23 protein-coding genes are annotated in these 21,928 nt (G+C 71.1%); 8 read left to right on the top strand and 15 right to left on the bottom strand.

Going from position 1 to position 21,928, the window contains the following annotated elements:
* Positions 1-80 precede the first annotated feature (80 nt).
* Positions 81-995: an SDR family oxidoreductase gene (locus AB0937_RS14545; RefSeq protein ID WP_366711845.1), complete on the top strand. Its 915-nt coding sequence runs from the start codon at positions 81-83 to the stop codon at positions 993-995.
* 21 nt (positions 996-1,016) lie between these two features.
* Here the strand turns inward: AB0937_RS14545 and AB0937_RS14540 are convergent, their stop codons facing one another.
* The 4 genes from AB0937_RS14540 to AB0937_RS14525 form a co-directional block, all read right to left on the bottom strand.
* Positions 1,017-1,733: a TetR/AcrR family transcriptional regulator C-terminal domain-containing protein gene (locus AB0937_RS14540; protein ID WP_366711843.1), complete on the bottom strand. Its 717-nt coding sequence runs from the start codon at positions 1,731-1,733 to the stop codon at positions 1,017-1,019.
* Positions 1,734-1,764: 31 nt separating this feature from the next.
* Complete coding sequence (locus AB0937_RS14535) at positions 1,765-2,388, bottom strand: class E sortase (RefSeq protein ID WP_366711841.1); 624 nt, start codon at positions 2,386-2,388, stop codon at positions 1,765-1,767.
* A 57-nt stretch (positions 2,389-2,445) separates the two neighbouring features.
* A complete protein-coding gene (locus AB0937_RS14530) occupies positions 2,446-2,619 on the bottom strand; it encodes a hypothetical protein (protein WP_366711840.1) in 174 nt (57 codons plus the stop codon).
* Between the two features lie 61 nt (positions 2,620-2,680).
* The gene (locus AB0937_RS14525) at positions 2,681-3,793 is read right to left on the bottom strand and encodes a glycosyltransferase family 2 protein (protein WP_366711838.1); all 1,113 of its coding nucleotides are present in this window, start codon (positions 3,791-3,793) and stop codon (positions 2,681-2,683) included.
* A 252-nt stretch (positions 3,794-4,045) separates the two neighbouring features.
* Between AB0937_RS14525 and AB0937_RS14520 the strand changes: the two genes are divergently transcribed.
* Positions 4,046-4,741, top strand: a complete 696-nt coding sequence (locus AB0937_RS14520) for a L,D-transpeptidase (RefSeq protein WP_366711837.1) — start codon at positions 4,046-4,048, stop codon at positions 4,739-4,741.
* Positions 4,742-4,772: 31 nt separating this feature from the next.
* On the opposite strand, the gene AB0937_RS14515 is transcribed toward AB0937_RS14520, so the two are convergent.
* Genes AB0937_RS14515 through AB0937_RS14500 form a run of 4 tightly spaced genes read right to left on the bottom strand, consistent with a single transcriptional unit; the run spans position 4,773 to position 9,255 of the window.
* Complete coding sequence (locus AB0937_RS14515; protein WP_366711836.1) at positions 4,773-5,972, bottom strand: Gfo/Idh/MocA family oxidoreductase; 1,200 nt, start codon at positions 5,970-5,972, stop codon at positions 4,773-4,775.
* A gap of 14 nt (positions 5,973-5,986) precedes the next feature.
* The gene (locus AB0937_RS14510) at positions 5,987-7,336 is read right to left on the bottom strand and encodes a sugar ABC transporter substrate-binding protein (protein WP_366711835.1); all 1,350 of its coding nucleotides are present in this window, start codon (positions 7,334-7,336) and stop codon (positions 5,987-5,989) included.
* Between the two features lie 10 nt (positions 7,337-7,346).
* Positions 7,347-8,270: a carbohydrate ABC transporter permease gene (locus tag AB0937_RS14505; protein WP_366711833.1), complete on the bottom strand. Its 924-nt coding sequence runs from the start codon at positions 8,268-8,270 to the stop codon at positions 7,347-7,349.
* 19 nt (positions 8,271-8,289) lie between these two features.
* Positions 8,290-9,255, bottom strand: a complete 966-nt coding sequence (locus AB0937_RS14500; RefSeq protein ID WP_366711832.1) for a sugar ABC transporter permease — start codon at positions 9,253-9,255, stop codon at positions 8,290-8,292.
* A 169-nt stretch (positions 9,256-9,424) separates the two neighbouring features.
* Here AB0937_RS14500 and AB0937_RS14495 point away from each other — a divergent pair, with 169 nt between their 5' ends.
* Complete coding sequence (locus AB0937_RS14495; RefSeq protein ID WP_366711830.1) at positions 9,425-10,585, top strand: ROK family transcriptional regulator; 1,161 nt, start codon at positions 9,425-9,427, stop codon at positions 10,583-10,585.
* 150 nt (positions 10,586-10,735) lie between these two features.
* A complete protein-coding gene (locus tag AB0937_RS14490; protein WP_366711828.1) occupies positions 10,736-10,921 on the top strand; it encodes a hypothetical protein in 186 nt (61 codons plus the stop codon).
* 215 nt (positions 10,922-11,136) lie between these two features.
* Here AB0937_RS14490 and AB0937_RS14485 read toward each other — a convergent pair whose 3' ends face one another.
* Both AB0937_RS14485 and AB0937_RS14480 read right to left on the bottom strand, forming a co-directional pair.
* Positions 11,137-12,483: a S1 family peptidase gene (locus AB0937_RS14485; protein ID WP_366711827.1), complete on the bottom strand. Its 1,347-nt coding sequence runs from the start codon at positions 12,481-12,483 to the stop codon at positions 11,137-11,139.
* Between the two features lie 122 nt (positions 12,484-12,605).
* Entirely contained in the window at positions 12,606-13,595 is a 990-nt protein-coding gene (locus AB0937_RS14480) for a hypothetical protein (RefSeq protein ID WP_366711825.1), read from the bottom strand.
* A 25-nt stretch (positions 13,596-13,620) separates the two neighbouring features.
* Here AB0937_RS14480 and AB0937_RS14475 point away from each other — a divergent pair, with 25 nt between their 5' ends.
* Positions 13,621-14,799, top strand: a complete 1,179-nt coding sequence (locus AB0937_RS14475; protein ID WP_366711824.1) for an aminotransferase class I/II-fold pyridoxal phosphate-dependent enzyme — start codon at positions 13,621-13,623, stop codon at positions 14,797-14,799.
* Between the two features lie 30 nt (positions 14,800-14,829).
* Positions 14,830-15,210, top strand: a complete 381-nt coding sequence (locus AB0937_RS14470) for a PPOX class F420-dependent oxidoreductase (RefSeq protein WP_366711823.1) — start codon at positions 14,830-14,832, stop codon at positions 15,208-15,210.
* Positions 15,211-15,268: 58 nt separating this feature from the next.
* Here AB0937_RS14470 and AB0937_RS14465 read toward each other — a convergent pair whose 3' ends face one another.
* Positions 15,269-15,679, bottom strand: coding sequence for a zinc ribbon domain-containing protein (locus AB0937_RS14465; RefSeq protein ID WP_234850110.1), 411 nt, complete (start codon positions 15,677-15,679; stop codon positions 15,269-15,271).
* Positions 15,680-15,830: 151 nt separating this feature from the next.
* Positions 15,831-16,499 (bottom strand): TetR family transcriptional regulator, encoded by a 669-nt coding sequence (locus tag AB0937_RS14460; protein ID WP_366711876.1) that lies wholly within the window; start codon positions 16,497-16,499, stop codon positions 15,831-15,833.
* A gap of 259 nt (positions 16,500-16,758) precedes the next feature.
* On the opposite strand from AB0937_RS14460, the gene AB0937_RS14455 reads away from it, so the two are divergent.
* Positions 16,759-17,463: a peptidoglycan-binding domain-containing protein gene (locus AB0937_RS14455; protein WP_366711821.1), complete on the top strand. Its 705-nt coding sequence runs from the start codon at positions 16,759-16,761 to the stop codon at positions 17,461-17,463.
* 9 nt (positions 17,464-17,472) lie between these two features.
* On the top strand, positions 17,473-17,961 hold the full coding sequence (locus tag AB0937_RS14450) for a flavin reductase family protein (protein ID WP_366711874.1): 489 nt from the start codon (positions 17,473-17,475) through the stop codon (positions 17,959-17,961).
* A gap of 286 nt (positions 17,962-18,247) precedes the next feature.
* Here the strand turns inward: AB0937_RS14450 and AB0937_RS14445 are convergent, their stop codons facing one another.
* The 3 genes from AB0937_RS14445 to AB0937_RS14435 form a co-directional block, all read right to left on the bottom strand.
* Complete coding sequence (locus AB0937_RS14445; protein WP_366711820.1) at positions 18,248-20,641, bottom strand: SpoIIE family protein phosphatase; 2,394 nt, start codon at positions 20,639-20,641, stop codon at positions 18,248-18,250.
* Between the two features lie 106 nt (positions 20,642-20,747).
* Positions 20,748-21,347, bottom strand: coding sequence for an antibiotic biosynthesis monooxygenase (locus tag AB0937_RS14440; protein WP_366711818.1), 600 nt, complete (start codon positions 21,345-21,347; stop codon positions 20,748-20,750).
* 10 nt (positions 21,348-21,357) lie between these two features.
* The gene (locus AB0937_RS14435) at positions 21,358-21,738 is read right to left on the bottom strand and encodes a hypothetical protein (protein ID WP_031133768.1); all 381 of its coding nucleotides are present in this window, start codon (positions 21,736-21,738) and stop codon (positions 21,358-21,360) included.
* Positions 21,739-21,928: the final 190 nt, after the last annotated feature.

Raw genomic sequence — 21,928 nt, 5'->3', positions numbered from 1 at the left:
GCCCGTAAAGGCGACAGGAGATGTCCGGCTTACCCGTGACCCTGGAGGCGACACGCAGTCACCGTCACGGGAGGTCGGACATGTCAGCTCCGTTGCAGGACAGGGTCGCACTGGTCGCCGGTGCGACCCGGGGCGCCGGGCGGGGGATCGCCGTGGAACTCGGCGCGGCCGGCGCCACGGTCTACGTCACGGGCCGCACCACCCGCGCCCGCCGCTCGGAGTACGACCGGCCCGAGACCGTCGAGGACACCGCCGACCTGGTCACCGCCGCCGGCGGCCGGGGCATCGCCGTCCCCACCGACCACCTCGACCAGACGCAGGTCCGGGCACTCGTGGAACGGATCGCCGACGAGCAGGGCCGCCTCGACGTCCTGGTGAACGACATCTGGGGCGGCGAGAAGCTCTTCGAGTGGGACACCCCGCTGTGGGAGCACGACCTCGACAACGGACTGCGTCTGCTGAGGCTCGCCGTCGAGACGCACGCCGTCACCAGCCACCACGCCCTGCCCCTGCTGCTGCGCAACCCCGGCGGCCTGGTCGTCGAGGTCACCGACGGCACCGCCGACTACAACGCCCGGAACTACCGCGTGAACTTCTTCTACGACCTCGCCAAGGCCTCCGTGCTGCGCATGGCCTTCGCCCTGGGACACGAGCTCGGCCCGCGCGGCGCCACCGCCGTGGCCCTCACCCCCGGCTGGCTGCGCTCGGAGCTGATGCTGGACGGATTCGGGGTGCGGGAGGAGAACTGGCGCGACGCCCTGGAACGCGTCCCCCACTTCGCCATCTCCGAGACCCCGCACTACGTGGGACGGGCCGTGGCCGCGCTCGCCGCCGACGAGGAGGTGACGCGCTGGAACGGCCGGTCGCTGTCCAGCGGCGGACTCGCCCAGGTGTACGGCTTCACCGACCTCGACGGCTCCCGCCCGGACGCCTGGCGTTACCTGGTGGAGGTCCAGGACGCGGGCAAGCCCGCGGACGTCACCGGCTACCGGTGACGCGGTCGCGCCGCAGGAGTGTCAGAGGCCCCTCTCGACGAAGCGGTCGAGCAGCGCGTCCAGCCCGGCCGCCAGGCCCTCCGGGCCGCCCCGCTCGGCGAGGGCGGGCGCGGTCGCCCGGAGCCGCGGCAACTCCTCCGACGGCAGGCGGTACAGACCGAGCCGGAACGCCGGGTCCGGCTCCCTCGGGTTGTCCACCACGGCCCGCAGCTCCACGGACACGTACCCGAGGGTCCAGGCGGTGACGGCGCGCAGGACCAGAGCCGAACGGGTCTCCTCGAGACCGGCGTCCCAGAGCACGTCGAGCACACGTTCGTGATCCCGCAGGACCGCCGGCGCCCTGCGCGCCAGCGGCACCTCGGTGAAACGCGTGAAGATCAGCGGTGCCACCTGAGGGTGGTCGAGACAGGCCTCGTAGGTGATCCGGGCGATGCGGTGCAGTTCGGCCCGCCACTCGGGGCCCGCGGCCACCGCCGCCGATTCCGCCTCGGCGAGCCGGTCCTCCAGCTCCAGGAACAGGGCCTCCACCACCCCGTCCAGCAGCGCGGTCTTGCCCGGCGCGTAGCGGTACAGGGACATGGCCTCCACACCGAGCTCGGCTCCCAGCCGGCGCATGGTCAGTGCCGACAGGCCGTCGCGGTCGACCAGCTCCAGGGCCGTGGCGAGGACCCGCTCACGGCTGAGCCTGCCGGGACGTGCGTCCTCGTCGCTGCCGGGCCCCGCGCCGTCCACCATCATCTGCCTCCTTCGCGCAGATCCCGCTGACCCGTCATGACCTCTGCAGTTCGCCCCACACGACGAACCGGTGGACGTAACGGCCGTCCCACCCGCGGTCCGTGCAGGTGATGAGGGTGATCCGGGCCTTGTCGGGCCGGGCTCCCGGCTTGCCGGGCACGGGATGGAGGACGCCGACGTCGGAGGGTTCCACGACCTTGCTGCGGGTGATCTGGTAGGTGTAGGTCGTCCCCCGCCACTCGACGGCGATCGTGTCACCCCGCCGCAGCTCCGTGAGCCGGTTGAAGGGCTGTCCCCAGCCCGTACGGTGACCGGCCACCGCGAAGTTGCCCGTCTCACCCGGCAGTGCCGTCCGCGGGAAGTGCCCGGGGCCCTTCTGCAGCGCCTGCGGTGAGACGCCCTCGACGATCACCGGTGCGAACCCGGCACCGAACCGGGGGACGCGCAGTACGGCGAAAGCCTGGCCCTCGCGTGGTCCGGGTTCCTGCGCACGGGCCTTCTGCGGTGGGGCGTCCGATCGCCGGAGATCTTCGCGCAGCGCCTGCTGCGTGTGGCCGTAGGCGTCGTCCGCCTGCCGGTCCTGGAAGATCTTGACGCCGCCCAGGGCCAGGCCGGCGAGAATCAGACCGACGCCCAGAAAGCGGAGCACCCTTCTCATGGCGGACCTCCCGCAAGGGGGTGGGGCCACTCCCGTGGCCCCGCCTCGGCGACCTCGTCAGGCGTCGTCCCTGACCTTGCGCGGGATGAGCCGCAGTGCGGCGCATCCCGCCGATATCAGAACGAAGACGACGACCCAGAACCAGACACTCCCTGGGCCCCCGGTGACCGGCAGCAGCCCGGCCCCGGCGGTTCCACCCGCTGTGGTGCCTGCGCCTACATAGTTCGCCATGATCTTTTCCTTTCTTCGTGCGGATTCCGTCGTGGAAGTTCGTGTGCGAGTCGTCCGTGTGTCACCAAGCGCGGTCCCTTCGCAGAGCCGTGTCCGCGAGCGCGCGGAGGTGGACGCCCTGGAGGAACAGGTCGTAGCACCACTCGGGCAGGACCAGCATCGAGGTGACCGACACGCGCCAGCCGCGCGACTTCACGGTGATCGCCCGCTCGATGGCGTAGAACGCCGTGAAGGCGATCCAGAACGGAGCGATCCGCACTCCCGTGCCGACGGCGAGGAACCAGACGACCGAAGCCAGGTAGGCGGTCGACACGGAGGCTCCCAGGAACGCCACGAGCTGTCTGGCCCAGCCTTCCGTGGTGTAGCGCGTGAGGCCGTAGTCGATCAGGTTCTCCAGCGCGCCGCGCTTCCAGCGGAGCCGCTGCTTGGCAAGGGCACGCCAGGTCTCCATGACTTCCGTGGTCATGGTGGCCCGCGCCGGGGCGACGATGCGGTGGTGGAGGTGCTTGAGGGCCAGGGTGAGTTCGTTGTCCTCGGTCAGCGCCTTCGTGTCGTAGACGCCCTCGGCCGGAGGGAGCCGGCCGGATCTGCGGGCTTCGAGGACGTCCTTCAGGGCTCCGGCCCGGAACAGGCATGCGGTGCCGGTCAGGCACAGCACCTTGCCCCGCTTCCGTGCGGTGTCGCGGGCGTACCGGGCGAACTCGTTGCGCTGGAACGTCCCGCACAGCCGGCCTCCGGCGCGACCGCGGAAGGTGCCGCCGACCGCACCGTACCCCTGACCCATTTTCCTGCGGGTGACCTCGATGAACTGGGGGTCCAGAAAGGTGTCCGCGTCCTGGACGAGGATGGCGTCCTGATCGGAGACCACCGGCAGCAGTCTGCTGAGCGCTCCGTTGAGGTTGCCGGCCTTCTTGTGCCGGTTGCCGACCGAGTGCCAGACCTCGGCCCCGCCCGCCCGGGCGATGCGCTCCAGATCGGCGGTCCGGCGGCAGTCGCTGTGCGGATCGAGCGTCACGATGACGCGGTCCGCGGGCCGCGTCTGCCGCCGCAGTGCCTCCAGCACCCGGGGCAGGGAATCCACTTCCTTGTAGGCGGGCACGAGCACGATCACCCGGGGGACTTCCTGCGGTGCGACGGGCGTCGCCGCTGCTGCGGGAGAGGGGGTCTCGATCATCACGCGCTCCGAACCACTGGAGGAAGGACTAGGTCATATCCGTAACCTTACGTTGTAAGCGTATATGTGCAACTTATGCCGTCGGTTTAATTTGTCCGTTTGGCTCGTCCACGGCGCCCGCGGTCTCGTGCCGGCCCACGAGGAATGTCACTGTTCCGTCCCAGCCCGGCCGACCGCACAACCGGAACCGCTCTCCGTCCGTCTAGCTGGCAGACATCGCAGACCCGTATTCGCGAAAGGGCATGACCAGCCATGGGGGACGTACGCAGACGGAGCGCCGTCGCACTGGGGATCACCGGACTGGTGGCACCGCTCACGCTCGCACTCGGCGCCGCACCGGCCCAGGCCGCGAGCTGCACCACACAGGCCGGCCCGTACCAGAAGAAGGTGGAGAAGTTCCTCGGCCGTCCGGTCGACGGCAAGCAGTCCGCCGCCGACTGCAAGGCCATCAAGGCCTTCCAGACCAAGCACGGCATCTCCCCGAACATCGGCTACGCCGGCTCCGTGACCTGGGGGGTGATGGACCTGATGCAGAAGCAGAAGGCCGTCGGGAAGACCCCCAACAAGGACGGCAAGTGCCCGGTGAACAAGGGGCGCATCGCCTGCGTGAACCTGACGCTCCAGCTGAGCTGGATCCAGGACGGCAAGAAGCTCGTCTACGGCCCCGTCCCGGTCCGCACCGGCCGTGACGGCTACGAGACCCGCACCGGCCTGAAGAAGATCTACTGGCGCAACATCGACCACGTCTCGTCGATCTACCACGTGCCGATGCCCTACGCCCAGTTCTTCGACGGCGGTCAGGCCTTCCACTCGGTCGGGGTCAGCATGTGGAACCCGCCGGGCTCGCACGGCTGCACCAACATGACGAAGGCCGACGCCAAGAAGTACTGGTCGCTGCTGAAGAAGGGCGACGACGTCTTCGTCTACGGCCGCAAGCCGGGCACCTGATACCGGGCACCCGGCTCGCACGCGGTGCCTCCTACAGCGGCGCGTCCCCGAAGTCCGGGATCTCCAGCCTGACTCCGCCCTGCCGCGCGGACTCGTGCGCGATGATGCCCGGCAGGGTGTAGCGGGCCGCCACCCAGGCGTTCACCGACGGCAGCGCGCGGTCGTTGACCGCGGTCACGAAGTCGTCCACCAGGAAGTGGTGGCTGCCCTCGTGGCCGTTGTGGAGGTGGTCGAACTCCCTCGGCAGCCGCGCCCGGTCGTGCACCGGTGCCGACCCGGAGGTGAAGGCGGCCCGCAACTCCGGCGCGATGTGCTGCAGCGAGGGGTCGTCGGGCGCCATGGTGGGCTTGGGCTCCAGCAGTTCACTGATGTCCTTCACCCCCTGTTTGTCCTGCCACAGGGCCACCGTGGCGAGCTGCTCCATGCTCGCCTCGGTGCCGAAGAAGCGGAAACGCGACTCCCGTATGTGCGAGGGGTAGCCGACCCGCCGGAACTCGTTCGTACGGAACGAGCCGCCGCCCGCCACCTCGAACAGCGCGGTGGCGTTGGAGACGTCGTTGCCGAACTGGCTGACGTCCTTGTCGAAGACGCCGTCGCCCCGGTCGTCGGTGACACCGATCGCCGACACGCTCACCGCGTGGGTCTTCCAGGCGCCCAGCACCCCGCCGATCGCGTGCGTCGGGTACAGCAGCGGGGGATAGCTGGCGGTCGCCTTCCAGTTCTCGCCACCGCTGTACTGGTAGGCCTCGTAGAAGCCCAGGTCCATGTCGTGGACGTAGTCGCCCTCGGCGTAGAACAGCCGCCCGAAGGCGCCCTCGGCGATCTGGTTGCGGGCGTGCACCGTGGCCGGGTTGTACTCGCTGGTCTCGCCCATCATGTAGGTCAGCCCGGTGGCCTTGACCGCGTCGATGATCGCCGCGATCTCCTCCGCGCTGACGGCCATGGGAACCGCCGAGTACACGTGCTTGCCGGCGTTGAGGCCCTGCAGCACCAGCGGCCCGTGCGTCCAGCGCTGGGTGAAGATCGCGACCGCGTCGACCTCCTCCGACTCCAGCATGGCCTGGTACGAGGGGAAGGTACCCGCCAGGTTCTGGACGGAGGCGAGTTGCTCGGCCCTCTCGGGCAGCAGGTCGGTGACGTAGACGTCGCCGACGCCGGGGTGGGCCTGGAACAGCGTGGCGAACTGGCCGGAGAACTGGCCGGCGCCGACGATGCCGATGGAGAAGGTCATGGAGCGCGTGCCCTTCACTGGGAGAGGATGAGGTTGATCTGGTCATTGGTCTGGTCGAGGCTGCTCACGGGCTTCCCGTTGCCGTAGATGTCCTCCATCGCCGGCTGCATGAGCGCCGTCATGTCGGCCGAGTAGCTGGCGATCGGGTACGAGAAGGTCCGGAAGTGCTTCTTGTCGGCGACGGGCTCGGTGAACGACGAGACGTCGATGCCCTTCTTCCGGTAGGCGGCGACGGCGGCCTCGGTGCCGGCCTTCGTCGCGGGGAAGACGACGCCGTACCTGCCGACGACGGACTGGCACCGGTCGGAGGCCAGGTAGGCCACCCACTTCTTCGCGCCCGCCTTGTTCCTGGCGCCCTTGGTGACGGAGTCGGCGAGGCCGTTCATCATGGTGGCGCGCTTGCCGGTCGGGCCGGCCGGCGTCAGGGCGGTCTTCATGTCCCGGCCCTTGAAGCCCGCGTAGGTGGAGATCATCCAGGCCCCGTCGAACGCGGTGGCCGCCTTGCCCGCCGCGATCTGCGTGTTCTGCTGGTTGGACTGGATGTTGTAGTCCGACAGGGGCGGCATGTAGCCCTTCTTCGCCAGACCGAAGTACCACTTGACGACCGACTGGAAGGTCTTGCTGTCGTACTGGTACCGGGTGCCCCAGCGTGGCTTGTTCAGGTAGTTCCAGCCGGCGGAGCCGGTGAAGGGGCTCCACTGCGTCTGGCCGTCGCCGAAGCCGCCGCCGCCCGTGGCCAAGCCGTACACCTTGACGTGGTTCCTGTCGAAGCCCGGCTCGTCGCCGCGCTTGCCCTTCCTGTCGATCGTGAGACGGGCGATGGCCTTCTCGAAGGTGCCGCCGTCCTCCGGGTTCCAGGACAGGTTGTTCAGCTGTGCGGCGGTGAGGCCGGCCGCCTCGGTCATCTTCGAGTTGTAGAACAGCGAGACGGTGTCCCAGTCCTTGGGAGTGCCGTAACGGTGGCCGTCCTTGCCGACCCAGTTGGCGGCGAGGCCCGGCTGGTAGTCGGAGTCCTCGACACCGAGGTCGTCGAGCGGTTCGAGGACCTTCAGATCGGCGAACTGGCCGAAGTTCTGGATGTGGTCGGTGAACACGTCCGGCGCGGTGCCCGCGATGAATCCGGCGGTGAGCTTGGTCCAGTAGTCGCTCCAGCCCAGCTGCGTGATCTTCACCTTCAGCCCGGGGTTCTCCTTCTCGAACCCCTTGGCGCAGGCCTGGTAGGCGGGCAGCTGGTTGGCGTCCCACAGCCAGTACGTGACCGTGTGGGCGGAGGATCCGGCGGCGCCTCCTTGTGCGCACCCGCTGACCAGGGACAGCGCCAGCGCTCCGGTCGCCGCGACGAGCGGACGAAGTCGAATTCGCATCACAGTCCCCTTACTTGATCCCGGTGAAACCGATGGAGCTGACGATGCGGCGGGCGAAGCCGGCGAACAGCACCAGCATCGGCAGCGCGGCGATCAGCGTCGCCGCCATGAGCCCGGACCAGTCGACGCCGGTCGCCGGGGTCTGCGCCCGGAAGACCGCGAGCGCCACGGTCAGCACGCGCGAACTGTCGCTGTAGGAGACCATCAGCGGCCAGAAGTAGTCATTCCAGGAGGTGATGTACGTCAGCACGGCCAGCGTGACGAGGGGGGTGGAGGCCAACGGCAGGACCACCCGGAAAAAGATCTTGATCTTCCCGGCGCCGTCGAGCAGCGCGGCCTCCTCGACCTCTTTCGGGATGTTCATGAAGAACTGGCGCAGGAAGAACACCGCGAACGGCGTCATGAACATGGTGGGCAGCGCGATGCCGAGGAGCGTGTCGATCAGGTGCAGTTGCTTGATGAGTACGAAGTTCGGCAGCAGCGTGAAGATGGCCGGCACCATCATCCCGGCCAGGAACAGCCCGAACACCTTGTCCCGGCCCCGCCAGCGCAGCCGGGAGAAGGCGTACGCGGCCATCGCGGAGAAGAAGATCTGGCACCCGGTGATCAGGGTCGAGACCAGCACCGAGTTGAGCAGGTAGCGCCAGAACTCCAGCCCGCCGCCCGCACCGCCCTGCGCGACGGCCTCCTCGGCCGGCTGCAGGCCCAGGGCCCGTTCGAAGCCGCTGGTGGTGAGGTCCACCGGCAGCGGGTTGGTGGGGTCGGCGTTCAGGCCCGCGTTGGTGGACAGCGCGGTGCGCAGGATCCAGTAGAACGGCAGCAGGGTGATGAGGACGATGAGCCCCATCAGGGTCCAGGCGGCGGCCCGCCCGAAGGAGAACCTGCGCCGTACCGGCCGCAGGGTCGTCGGCGTCGTGGTCGTCATGGCGGTCATGGCGGTGTCTCCCTTCCCGTCAGCCGAGGTCGGTCCGGCCGGCCCGGGTGAGCCGGTACTGGAGGACGGTGATGGCGCTCAGCACGACGAGCAGGGCGACGGACATGGCCGAGGCGTAGCCGAACTGGAAGCGGCCGAAGGCGGAGCCGTAGATGTAGTACTGCAGGACGTTGGTCGCGTTCGCCGGGCCGCCCGCGGTGGTCACGGCGACGGTGTCGAACACCTGGAACGACCCGATCACCGTCATGATCAGCACGACCGCCAGCACCGGCCGCAGCAGCGGCATGGTGATCCGCCAGAACATTCGCCACTCGCTCGCGCCGTCCACCCTGGCCGCCTCGTACATGTCGTTCGGGATGGCCTGCAGACCGGCGAACAGCAGCAGGGCCGTGTACCCCACATGCCGCCAGACGTTGATGAGCGCGATCGTCGGGATCGCCCAGGTCTCGTCGGCGAGGAACGGGACGCGGTCCACGCCGAGCCCGCTGATGATCTCGTTGCCGATACCGAGCTGGGTGTCGAGGATCCACAGCCACACCAGACCGGCCAGGACGTTCGACATCAGATACGGCGTCAGCACGATCCCGCGCAGTACCGCCGACTGTGTCAGCCGCTGGAGCAGGACGGCGATGGCGAGCGCCGCGACCGTCTGGACGCCGATGTTGATGACGACGTATTCGACGGTGACCCCCAGGGAGTTCCAGAAGATGGGGTCGTTGACCATGCGGACGTAGTTGTCCAGGCCCACCCACTCCGCCGGCGTCAGCAGGTTGAAGCGGGTGAAGCTCAGATAGACGCCCCGCAGGGTCGGCCAGAGCAGGAAGACCAGGAATCCGAGCATCGCCGGTGCGATGAAGAGGGCGGCCAGCCGGCCGTCCCCCCGGTCCTCGCCGGACACCCCCCGTCGCGTCCGGGTCCTGCTGATGGCCTCCGCCGCGCCGCCCGAGGGCAGACGTGAAGGAGGACTGCTGGAGGCGATGGTCATCGGGAGACTCCCTCGCTGCGGCGGCTCGTCCTCATGGCGGGACATACTTTTGGTGCGAAACAATTGCTGCGTCAAGGGGCCTGCAAACATCTTTTCCCAGGAACCGACATCGGCCTAGAGTGGGCCTGTTGATTTCGGTGTGAAAAAAAGTGAGGGGAGTTCAACCTTCATGACCGAAGGCACGGCCGGCTGGCTGCCACTGAGTCCGGGGGAGCGCTCCGTGGCGATCGAGGTGCTCGTCCACGGCCCGCTGTCCCGCACGGAACTCGCCCGCAGGCTGGGCCTGTCGGCCGGCAGCCTCACCCGCCTGACCAAGCCGCTGATCGAGTCGGGCCTGCTGATCGAGGTGCCCGAGGCGGGAGCGCCTGCCGAGGCACGCCAGGGCCGCCCCTCGCAACCGCTGGACGTCGTCGCCGACTCGGGCTTCTTCCTCGGCTTCAAGATCACCGAGGACATGGTCTACGGCGTCGTCACCACCCTGCGCAGCCACATCGTCGCCCGCCACGACCGTGAGCTCACCACCCACGACCCCGCCGAAGTCGCCGACGTGCTGGCCGGGATGACCGCCGAGATGGCCGCGGGCCACCCCCGTCCCGCCGGGATCGGCATCGGGGTCGGGGGCTTCGTGCAGGACCGTGCCGTGGTCGGCGAATCGCCCTTCCTGCTGTGGCGGGACGTCCCCTTGGCCGACCTGGTCGGGGAGCGCACCGGCCTGCCGGTGGTCGTCGAGAACGACGTCGCGGCGCTGGTCGAGGCGGAGACCTGGTTCGGCGCCGGGCGCGGGCTGGACCGCTTCGTCGTCCTCACCATCGGCGCCGGCCTGGGCTACGGGCTGGTCCTGGGCGGCAAGCGGGTGCCCTTCGCCGAGGAGGACCGCGGCTTTGGCCGGCACTGGATCGTCGACTCCAACGGGCCGCTCACCCCGGACGGCAGGCGTGGCAGCGCCGTCTCGCTGCTGACCATTCCCAGCATCCGCTACCAGATCCGGGCCGCCACCGGCGAGGACCGCACCTACGAGGAGATCCTCGCCCGGGCCGCCGCGGGTGACCCGATGCCCGCCCGGGTCGTCGACGAGGCGGCGCGAGCCCTGGGCACGCTCGTCGCGCAGATCTCCAACTTCGTGATGCCGCAGAGGATCCTGCTCGCGGGGGAGGGGGTCGGGCTGATGGACGTGGCCGGGAAGAGAGTCGAGGAGACGGTGCGCGAGCTCAGGCATCCGCTCGCCGTGCCGGTCGACCTGGAGACAAAGGTGTCCGACTTCCACGACTGGGCCCGCGGCGCGGCCGTGTTGGCCATCAAGGTGCTGGTGCTGGGATCGGCCGAAGCATGAGCGACGGTGAACTTCCGATGGCGAAAGGTACTCGCAGGAGGCTGATGTGAACAGCCTCACGTTTACCGGGAGATGGACGTGATCAGTAACACTGTCCGAAATGACCGTTTAGCTCGTGAATACTCACATCGTCTTCACGTCCGGCGACGTATGCTTCACAGCATGTCCACCACTGTTGAATCCTCACCCGAGCGATCGGCTGACGAGGTCAACGAGGAGATCCGCGCGCTGTGGCGCCGGTCGGGCGGGACACTGAGCGTCGAGCAGCGCGAGGAGTACCAGCGGCTCGTACTGGAGTGGGCCTCCGCGGCCCCGCAATCGGCGCCCGCGGCCTGACCCTCGTCCCGGCCCGCTGACGCACCGGACCCTCGTCGAAGGGCACCCCTGATCCCACGGGTGCCCTTCTCGTGCTTTCCTCAGCGGTCGTCCACGGACATCGTCGATGTCCCTGGCGGCCCGCCCGTCCGTCCCGCCGACCTGGGGCTGCCGGGGGCGAGGATCGCGACCGTGCCGCTCACGCCGGGCTGACGGCGACGTCCCCGCCGTCGGCATCATCCCCACGTGGCCGAGTAGTACTGCCGGTACGCCTTCCGGTCCTGCTCCGCGCGGATCCACCGGGTCGCCACCAGAGCGACGAGGCTGCCCGCGATGACGAGCATGCCGGGGCCGACATTGCGCGGGTCGGTGAGGCGGCCCAGCAGTGTCGACACGTCCGTGCCCGTGATCGGCGCCGGCGACCCCGGCGAGGCGGCGCCCTGCGTCGCCGACGGTGCGGGTGCGGCGCCCGTACCGCCCGCCGACTTCGCCACGATCAGCTTGACGCCCAGCTCGGTCAGCGCCTTCGTCACCGGCTGGAAGTACGTCGTGCCGCCCGCCCGGCAGTCGCCGCTGCCGCCCGACGTCACGCCGAGCGCGATGCCGTCGGCGAACATCGGGCCCCCGCTGTCGCCGGGTTCGGCGCACACGTCGGTCTCGATGAGGCCGGTCACCGTGCCCTCGGGGTAGTTGACCGTGGCGTTGAGCGCGGTCACCTCCCCGTCGCGCAGACCACTGGTGCTGCCGCTGCGGAAGACCTTCTGCCCGACCTCCGCGTCGGCGACGCCCGTGATCCGCACACCCTTGCCGTCGCCGACCGCGACGACGTCCGCGCCCTTGCCCGCACGACCGCTGTCGTACTTCACCAGGGAGTAGTCGTCGCCGGGGAAGCTCCCCTTGAGCGAGGTACCGACCTGCTGCCGGCCCCGGTCGTCCGCGAACCAGACGGAACCGTCGGGCCCGCAGTGCCCGGCCGTGAGGATGAAGTCGCTCTTGCCGTCCGTCACGTTGAACCCCGCCGAACAGCGCCCGGCCGTCGACAGGATGGGCTGCGCGCCGTTGACCCGGGTGGTGAACGTGCCCTCGGTGCGCTCCATGCGCACGAAGGAGCCGATGCCCTCGGCGACCTCGGTCATCCGGGACCAGTCGGAGGCGGAGACGGTGCTGTCGCCCCGCACCACCACCTGGTTGCTCTTGTAGTCCAGGGCCCAGGAGGTGCCGGACACCCGGGGGGCCGAACGCAGCGTCTTCGCCGCGGACTTCAGGTCGCTCATGCTGTGGCTGACCATCTTCGCCCGCGCACCGGCCCGTTCGACCTCGGCCGCCGCCTGTTCGTCGGTGACCGCCACGACCGGCCGCCCGGCCGAGTCGACCCAGCTGCCCGCCGTGCGGGAGTTCCCGAGCCGGGACACGAGGTCGGTGCCCTCACCCGTCGCCGGCGGCGCGGTGTAGGGGACCCCGATGGACGGGGCCGCCGGCTCGCTCGCCACGGCGGTGGTGACCATGGCTCCTCCGAGGAGGAGTCCGCCGACGGCCGCCAGCCGTGTCACTCGCCGGACGACCCGTCGTCGTGCGTGCCTCATGCATGGCTCCCGAACCCGAACATCACGATGCGAACAGCGCGGGGCCCTCCTTGAGTTGAGTGCCCCTCATCCATACGGGGCGCAGCCGTGCCGCGTTCAGCGCACCGGTGATCTCTTCCGCGTCAACCCGCCACCGGACCCGCGAGCAGGGCCCCGCTGCGGGCGTCACCCCACACCGAGTCCGGGTCGACGTAGGGCCGCAGCAGGGCGGTGAGCGCCGGGTCCCCGCGGCCGTTCAGCTCGTCCGAGGCGACCTTGCGGGCGATCCCCGCGAGGAAGTCCGCCACCTGCACCCGGGAATCGTCCCGTGCGACGACCAGCCGCAGCCCGGCCAGGCCGATTCCGGCCCGCCGGGCCGTTTGCCCGATCCACGCGATGCGGTCGGGCGTCAGCATGTTCTGCCGGTCGTGCACCAGATGCACCGACCGCCCGTCACCGCTCCAGAGCGCGGCCGTGCGCACGATCGCCGGGAGCAGCGGATTGAGCGGCGGGATCAGCGGCGGCCCGGCCCGGAGACCGTCCCGGTACGACACCGCGCGGGAACGGGTCGGGGCGAGCCGGTCCAGGACCCGCGCCGCGTCCGTCCGCGGATGTGCCCGGCGCAGGGCGTCGACGGTCGCGTAGAAGTCGTCCACGGGGTCCCCGTCGTGGCGGACCCGCAGCAGCCGGTTGGCCGCCTCCAGGAACGCCCGCCAGCCGGCCTCCCCGAAGTCCGTGCGCCCGGCGCGAAACAGCACGGCCGCCTCGTCCGCGTCGTCCAGCAGCAGGCCGATCGTCCGGTCCACCACGAGGAACGTCTTCTCCATGAGGTGCACGCGCGCCCGCCCGTGGATCGGCCCCCGCGGCGCGAGCAGCCACTCCAGCACCGCGCGGTGCTTCTCCCGCAGGAGGTGGTTCGCCTTGTACTCCTCGGCCGGTGACCGGATCCGGTCCCGGATCTCCCGCACGGCCGCCGCGGCCGCCGCCTCGGACAGCGAGACCCCGGCGTGCGCGAACACGTCCGTGTTGCCGCCGGTGAGGTTCTCACCGTCCGACCCCGACTCGTCGCAGGCGACCTCCAGGATCGTGCCCGCCGCCCCGCCCCGCCGCCCGTCCACATGATTCCCGCTCACCGCACAGCCCCCTATCGTGTGCCACATGACCAGGATCCCGCACGAATCGTCCGGTGAGCCGAATCCCCTGCAAGCCCTCACCCTCGACCGTCTCCGGCAGCGCACGAGCGTGAAGTGGCGCACGTATCCCGAGGACGTGCTGCCGCTGTGGGTGGCGGAGATGGACGTGCCGCTCGCGGAGCCCGTCGTGCGGGCCGTCACCGACGCGCTCCACCTCGGCGACACGGGATACCCGGCCGGTACCGGATACGCGCAGGCCCTGGCCGCCTTCGCGGCGAAGCGGTGGGGCTGGGACGGGCTCGCCGTGGAGCGCACCGCGATCGTGCCCGACGTCATGCTGGGTGTCGTCGAGATGCTCGAACTGGTCACCGGACCCGGTGACACGGTGGTCGTGAACCCGCCCGTGTATCCGCCGTTCTACCTGTTCGTGGAGCACATGGACCGGCGGGTGGCCGAGGCTCCGCTCGGCGCGGACGGGCGCCTCGACCTCGCGGTTCTGGAGTCGTCCTTCCGGCAGGCCGTGGCGGCTGGGCGGCGAGCCGCGTATCTGCTGTGCAGCCCCCACAACCCGACCGGCACCGTGCACACGGCCGGGGAACTGTCCGCCGTCGCCGGCCTCGCCGAGCGGTACGGAGTCCGCGTCGTCGCCGACGAGATCCACGCCCCGCTCGTGCTCGGCGGTGCCGGATTCGTGCCGTACCTGAGCGTGCCGGGCGCCGAGCGCGGCCTCTCCCTGATGTCGGCCTCGAAGGGCTGGAACCTGCCCGGGCTCAAGGCCGCCCTGGCGATCGCCGGGCCCGGGGCCGCCGCCGACCTGGACCGGATGCCCGAGGAGGTGGGGCACGGCCCCAGCCACGTCGCCGTCATCGCCCACACCGCCGCTTTGCGGGACGGCCTCACCTGGCTGGACGCCCTGCCGGCCGGGCTCGACAGCAACCGGTGGCTGCTCGCGGATCTGCTGGCCGAGCACCTGCCCGCGATCTGCTACCGGCCGGGCGACGCCACTTACCTGGCCTGGCTCGACTGCCGCGCGCTCGGACTCGGTGACGACCCGGCCGACGTCTTCCTGAAGCGCGGCCGGGTCGCCCTGAGTTCCGGCCTCCCCTTCGGCACGGGTGGCGCCGGCCATGCCCGCCTCAACCTGGCGGCCTCGAAGGAGGTGCTCGAAGACGCCGTGCACAGAATGGCGGCGGCGCTGCGCTGAACCCGGGCACACGCTCGTACACTGCCCGCCATGGACGACAGGACGCTGGACGAACTCGGCGCGGGCAAGTACCTGCTGATCACAAGTTACCGCAGGAACGGCACGCCGGTCGCCACCCCGGTCTGGGTGGTGCGCGACGGTGCTGCGCTCGGCGTGTGGACACCCGCCGACTCCTGGAAGGTGAAGCGGATCCGCAACCGAGCCGACGTACTGGTCGGCCCCTGCGACCTGCGCGGCAACCCCACCGGCGACCAGGTGCCCGCGACGGCGGAGATCTGCGACCCGGCCACCACCGCCCGCTACCGGCAGCTCATCGCCCGCAAATACGGCCTGACGGGCCGGCTGACCCTGCTCGGCAGCCGGTTGCGCCGGGGCGTGGACGGTACCGTGGGGATCCGCATCACCCTCTGACGACCGGCCGGCACCTGCGCGGACGGCGCCTGCCCCGCGAGAATCCCGTCAGGGGGCGTCAGCTCCAGGCCCGGTACGGCTCGTCCAGGAGCTGGAAGACCGGCTCGCCGCGTACGGGGTCCTTGGCCGTGGACAGCCGTACCCGGTCCCCGCTGTGGATACCGATCGGCGGGCCCATCACCCGGCCGCGGACCACGAAGCCCTCGGCCATCTCGATCATGGAGACGTTGCGCGCTGCGGGGGTGTTGCGGTGCACCACGGTGGAGTGGCGGACCGTGCCCGTGCCCTCGGCGCGCTCCGTGCGCAGCTCGCTGCCCCGGCAGACCGGACACAGCAGCCGGTGGTACATGGCGGTGCCGCACCAGGTGCAGCGCTGGTAGAGGATGGCCTCCGAGCCCTGGCCCCTCGGGTCGAGCAGACCCGTGGCGGAGCCGGCTGCCTGCTGAGTGACGCTTCCTGAGTGGTACACGCTGGTCAACTCCCTGCACTCGGCCGGAATCCGCGCACGCGATCACTCGCGCACACGGGTGCGCGGCTCGCCGTGCCACCGTGCACGCAGCACAGAGTATGGCACTCAGTGCCACTCGTAAAGGCACTCCGTTCCCTCAATCTGCGGAGGCTCAGCTCCGTCCCAGCGTCGTCTCGATCTCCTGCACCACCCGCCACAGCGGTGCCCCGCGCCGCGACACGACGACCACCACGTCCTCCGGCTGCTCCACGACGGGCGGCACCGGAACCCCGCCGAACGCCGACTGCACGTAGGCCAGCGCGTGGTCGACCGCCGCGCTCGCCTCCCCCTCCCCGTCCGAACGCAGCCAGGAGCGCAGCGCGTTGTTGTGCGCCGCGACCACCGCCGCCGCGATCACATCGGCCTGCAGGGTGCCGTCCCGGCGGGCCGTGAAGCGCCGGCGCAGGTACGCGGCGAGAGCCCGCTCGTAGCGCCAGACGACCGACAGCTCGTAGGCCCGCAGCCCCGGAACCTGCTTGGTGAGGCGGTAGCGCTGCACGGAGAACGTCGGGTTCTCGGCGTACATGCGCAGTACCAGCCGGGCCGCGTCGCAGACCCGCCGCACGGGTTCGTCGTCGTCGGAACCGTCCGACAGGAAGGCCGTCATGTCGGCCAGGCAGCGCTCGTGGTCCGGGAAGACCACGTCCTCCTTGGAGGGGAAGTAACGGAAGAACGAACGCCGCCCGACCCCGGCGAGCGCCACGATGTCGTCGACGGTGGTCTGTTCGTACCCCCGCTCCAGGAACAGCTGGAAGGCCGCCGCCACCAAGGCGTCCCGCATGGGCGGCTTCCCGGTGCCGGCCTCGGCTTTCTCGGAGCTCATGGGCGCGAACGTAGCATCCGGCCGACGTGCATGGCACTCGGTGCACTCGCTGGGGGGTACTGAGTGCTCTGTCCTGTGGCCCCGAGCCGGACTCTGAACCCCGCAGGCGGCGGGCGCGTATCCAGTACCGCGGCAGGCAGCGTTCGCCCTGTCGCGGCACCAGCGTCAGGACGATCCCCGAAGACGGGCGCCTCCGGCCCGGACGAAGGAGAACAGCGTGTCGACACCGTCCGAGCCACGGCCGTCGCAGGACGGCCCGGTCCTCGAACCCATCCGTGTCCTGCGGCCCCGCCGCACCGACGCACTCGCGGAACTGATGCGGGAGTTCCGGCAGGAGACCGGCCGGGAACCCGGCGGCTACGAATCCGTCGCGCTGGCGGCGGCACCGGCCGGCTCCGAGGCCTCGACACAGGAACTCCCGCCCGTCGCCCGCGAGACCCGCCGGCGTACGGATGCCGTGCCCCCGGGAGCCGGGCTGCGCCGCGCCGCCGTCGCGGTGGCCGTCCTCGCGGCCGCGGTGCTCGGCTTCGGCGGTGCGCTCCTGCTCCGCGGCGAGCCCGGCGACGACAGCGCGGCACCCGCGCCCGCCCCGCCCCGGCCCTCCGCCTCCGCGCCCGACCCCGCCACCGACCCCCCGTCCACCCCGTCCGGTCCGCCCGCCACCGCGCCCGCGGACCCCGACGGCGCGGGCACACTGCGCGAAGGGGCGTCCGGCCCGGAGGTGACCGAACTCCAGCAACGCCTCCTGCGCATCCCGGACGTCTACCGGGACGGCTCCACCAGCGGCCGCTACGACCCGACCCTCACCGCGGCGGTCGCCCGCTTCCAGCTCTGGTACGGCATCCGCGGCGACGAGACCGGCGTCTACGGCAACGACACCCGGGCGGCCCTGGAGTCCCGCACCCCGGCGGGCACGATCTGATGTGTGACCATGGCCCGCATGGACACGTTCATCGACCGGCTGAACCCCGACATGTGCGTGGTCACCGCCGCCGCGGGCGGTGAACGGGCGGGCTGTCTGGTCGGGTTCGCCTCGCAGTGCTCGCTGCGGCCCGTGCGGTTCGTGGTGTGGCTGTCCGAGCTCAACCACACGTTCCGGGTGGCCCGGAACGCCGACGTCCTGGCCGTGCACCTGCTCGGCCGCGAACAGCACGCCCTCGCCGAGCTGTTCGGCGGGCACACCGGCGACCGGACCGACAAGTTCGCGGACGTCCGCCTGCGGGAGGCGTACGGCGGGGCCCTGGTCCTGCGGGACGCGCCGGCCTGGTTCGTCGGCCGGATCGTGACGCGCGCGGGCGGCGGCGACCACATCGGCTTCGTCCTCGACCCGGTCGAGTGGGGCGGCGACGAGGACTACGACGGGCCGCTGCTGCGCCTGTCCGACGCCCTCACCATCGACCCGGGCCACCCGGCCGGCTGACGGCGCTCCCCCTGTATCGAACGCCGGGCAACGGCTGGGAAAAGCACCGGAACGGCGGGGCCGTGCGGCGTCACCCTGGGGCCGGGCGCAGCACGCAGCGCCCGAACCGCCGCGAACCGAAGGCCCCGCCCAATGAACGGCTCCCGCATCCCCGGTCTGGTGCTGCCCACCCTCTTCCTGCTGGCCCTGCTGGTGGGCCTGTGGTGGTACTGGCGCCACCGGGGGGACCTGTGAGGCGGCGTGAGCCCGGGGGAGTTCCGAGGGATCTCCGCGGGGAAGGCGCCCCCTAGTCGTCCTGCGCCCCGGGGACCCGGACGTCCACCACGCACACGTCGTCCCGCCGCACGTCCGGCAGCATCCGCGCCAGCAGCGGTCCCAGCGACGCGGGCCCGTCGCCGAGCGGAGCCGCCACCGCCTCGGCGAGCTCCTCCAGGCCCCGGTCGACGCTGTGCGGAGGGTGCTCGACCAGGCCGTCCGTGTACAGGATGAGCCGGTCGCCCGGATGCAGACGGCACTCGGCCTCCTGGTAGACCGGCGTGGCCGACGCCCCCAGCAGCATGCCGCCCGGGCGGCGCAGGTACCGGGCCTCGCCGTCACGCAGCAGCAACGGCGGGGGATGCCCCGCCTGGGCCCAGAGCAGGCGACGGCGACGGGGATCGTAGCGGGCCAGCACCATCGTGGCCGTCGTGTGGGAGTCGCGCGAGTGGAGCAGCAGCGTGTTCAGCCGCGCGAGCGCGCCGGTCAGGGACGAACCCGTGATGACCATGCCCTTCGCGGTGAACCGGAGCTGGGCCATCGTGGCCACGGCGTCGACGCCGTGGCCGGCGACGTCGCCCACCACCAGCAGCGCGCTCCCGTCGGGCAGTTCGATGGCGCTGAACCAGTCACCGCCCACGTGCACACCCGACTGGGCCGGCAGATAGGCGACCTCGACCCGCAGCCCGGCCAGGTGCACGGGACGGTTGGACATCGGCAGCAGCGCGTGCTGGAGCCGGGTGGCCAGGGTCCGCTCGGCCTGGAGCACGTCGTGCTGCGTCAGGATCGCCCGCTCGCTCTCGACCAGGGCCAGCTCCGCCCGGCGCCGGGCCGTCATGTCCTGTACGAAGCCGTGCACCTCCACGGGTGTGCCGTGCCGGTCGGGCACCGCCTCGGCCACCAGCCGCAGATGCCGGATGCCACCGCTCGTCCGGATCCGGAACGGCACGTCGAACGGCCGCCCGTCGTGCACCAGTGCACCGATGGCACGCGTCAGGGCGGGTGTGTCCTCGGGCAGCGCGAGCTCCGGCACCTCCTGCAGGCGCACCGGGCCGTGCCGGGGATCGAGGCCGAAGAGGGAGAACACCTGGGTCGACCAGGACGCCTCCTGCGTGGCCAGGTTCCAGTTCGCCCAGCCGAGGTTGCCCAGCCGCTGCAGGTCCGCCAGCCGCTGTTCCTGCCGGTCGGAGGAGCCGTGCCGGATCCACGAGACGACGAGGGTGTCGCCCAGCGGTGCCACGCGTGCCGTGTACACGAACAGCTCGGCGACGCCCGCCACGACCTCCTCGTGTGCGAACGGCTCGCCCTCCCACGCCGACCCGGTGGCCAGCACCTGCAGACAGCCCTGCCACAGCGGCTCGGCAGTCAGGGCCGGGCGCAGCTCCAGCAGCCGCCGCCCGGCCGTCTCCTCACCGCTGCGGCCCAGCAGGTCACCCACCTGGGCGGTCGCGGCCTCCACCCGGAAGTCCTCGGTCTCGCCCGTCGCGGCCCGCAGCGGGGTGAGGAGCATCGCCGCGACGGGCAGTGCCTCGAACAGCGCCTGCACCGCGTCCGTGGCGGCGTCGGCCTCGCGCTCGGGCGGGGAGCCGAAGGCCCGCAGCCGGCCGGCGCACAGCCCGGTGACGCCGTGCAGGTGGGCGCGGTCGCGCGAGGTGAACGCCCCGGCCCGGCCGCGCAGCACCCCGATGCAGACCTCGGCGGAGCCCGCGGCGAGCACGGGCAGCCAGGCACGCGAGCGCCACCGGTCGGGAGGATCGCCGATGAGGAGGTAGCGCTGTTCGTCCGCGGAGAAGTCCTCCAGCCAGCGCGGCTCGCGCGCCCGCAGCGCGTCCAGTGCCGCCATTCCGCTCAGCGGCGGAACCTGGCCCCACTGGGTCGCCAGCTTGTCGTCGATCCCCGCGTGCCCGATCAGCTCCAGGCCGCCGTCGGGCCTGCGGGCGTAGATCAGGACGGCGTCCACCGCCATGTCGGGGCCGAGATGCTCCAGCAGACATCCGGCGAGGTCGTGCGGGGTCGTCACGCGAACGAGGGCCTGGCCGAGGCGGGCCAGGGCGGCGGTGACGTCGTCCGGCACGGCCGAGGTCTCCAGATCGGCCGCCCGGCCGGGAATCTCGACGCCGCTGAACTCACTGCTGGTGCCCGAGCCGGACGCCATCGGTGCGAGCGTGCCGAGGGTGATCCAGCACTCCTCCAGCAGGGTGTGACGGCCGGCCTTGGCCCGCTGGAGCAGCTGTTCACCGGCCGCGTCGGCGGAGCAGCCGCTCAGCGCCATGACCGCGCCCTTGGCTCGTTCCACGACAGCGGAGGTGGCCGCCTGGTCGCGCAGCCGGTCCATCTCGGCGCGCTGCCGGGCGACGATCTTGGCCAGTTCGACCAGGTCCGGTGCGGCACCGGGCTGCGCCGGCGTCACGGGCTCGCTCGTCACGCGTCGAGCATTGCACACCTGGCCCGGTTCGCAGACCGACTTGTACGCACGGTCTGTTCCCCCTTCCCCGAGGTCCCCCGGGTCACATCCGCCTCACGGGAACCGCTCACCGTCCGTCGCGCGGATACAGCCACAGCCGGAACAGCCGGCTGAGCCGCGGCATCACGAGGTAGGTCAGCAGCGGAAGCAGCACCAGCGGGAAGACGGCCGCCCGCAGAGGCAGCGGCCAGCCGGTGGTGTGAGGCGTCACCAGCCACTGGATGAGCAGGGTGAAGGGGTAGGCGCCGAGGAAGGTGGTGAGGACCATCTTCCACCGGGGCGGGGCCTGCACGGTGGTGCCCGGCAGGCTGAACCAGGTCTCCATCCCGGTCGTCGACTGGCGCTCGCTGCTGACCTCGGTCGCGATGTCCTCGATCTGCCGGTGCCAGTGCGCCCGCTCCTCGGACTCCAGCCAGGCGGCGAGCCGGTGCTGATCGGACCAGCGCAGCACCGCGTGGTAGCGGTGGCCGTCCTCGGGCGTCAGCCAGGAGACGCCCTCGTTGCCGGGGAACCGCCGCGCGCAGCGGGTGATGCCGTGCGTCCACTCCTCGAACCGCTGCTCCCGGCCGGGGCGCACCTGCCAGGTCAGAACCGTGGTCACCGGCTCACCGCGCCGGGCTGTCGTGGTGCTCACTCCTCCACGTGTGCCACGCCCGGCGCCGGTCATGCCCGGCGGCTCACGGCTGGCGGTTCGCCTCGACCAGGGCCTGGGTGACCGCCCGGACGCTGCGGGCGATGTGCTGGAGCTGCATGACCTCGGCCGCGTACAGCTTGATCGTGTGCTCGATGACCCCCTCGTGCAGGCCCAGCCCGGGCAGGTCGGCGCGGGCGGTCTGCAGAGCGGTACGGGCGACCCGGATCTCGTTCTGCACCTGGATCTGGGCGTGCCGTGCGAGGAGGACGGGGTGGCGAATGAACACGGGGTATCCGGCGTAGCGCGTGGGCACCAGCTCACGCAGCCACTTGGCCGCCGAGCGCTCCCAGTCGTAGCTCCCGGGGGTCTTGACCTGGCAGGGCCAGTCCGGGCTGATGCGCGTAGTCGTGAGGGGCATGATCATCGCTTCCGGGTGTGCGGCGTCGCGTGGGTGGACGACGGGTCGGGGCGGCCCCGGCCTAGGGGATGACCGGGGCCGCCACGGACACCCGGGACCCGGAGTGGGTAGGACCCGGCTCCACGGGTGCGGAACGGATCCGGAACTGCCGGGTCGCGATCCGTGAGCAGTATTTATATATGCCATCCGGTTTGCA

It is taken from the genome of Streptomyces sp. NPDC047880 (assembly GCF_040706515.1).
GTDB lineage: Bacteria > Actinomycetota > Actinomycetes > Streptomycetales > Streptomycetaceae > Streptomyces.
Note: the sequence above shows the minus strand (reverse complement) of the source record. Positions and strands in the feature narration are given on the sequence as shown.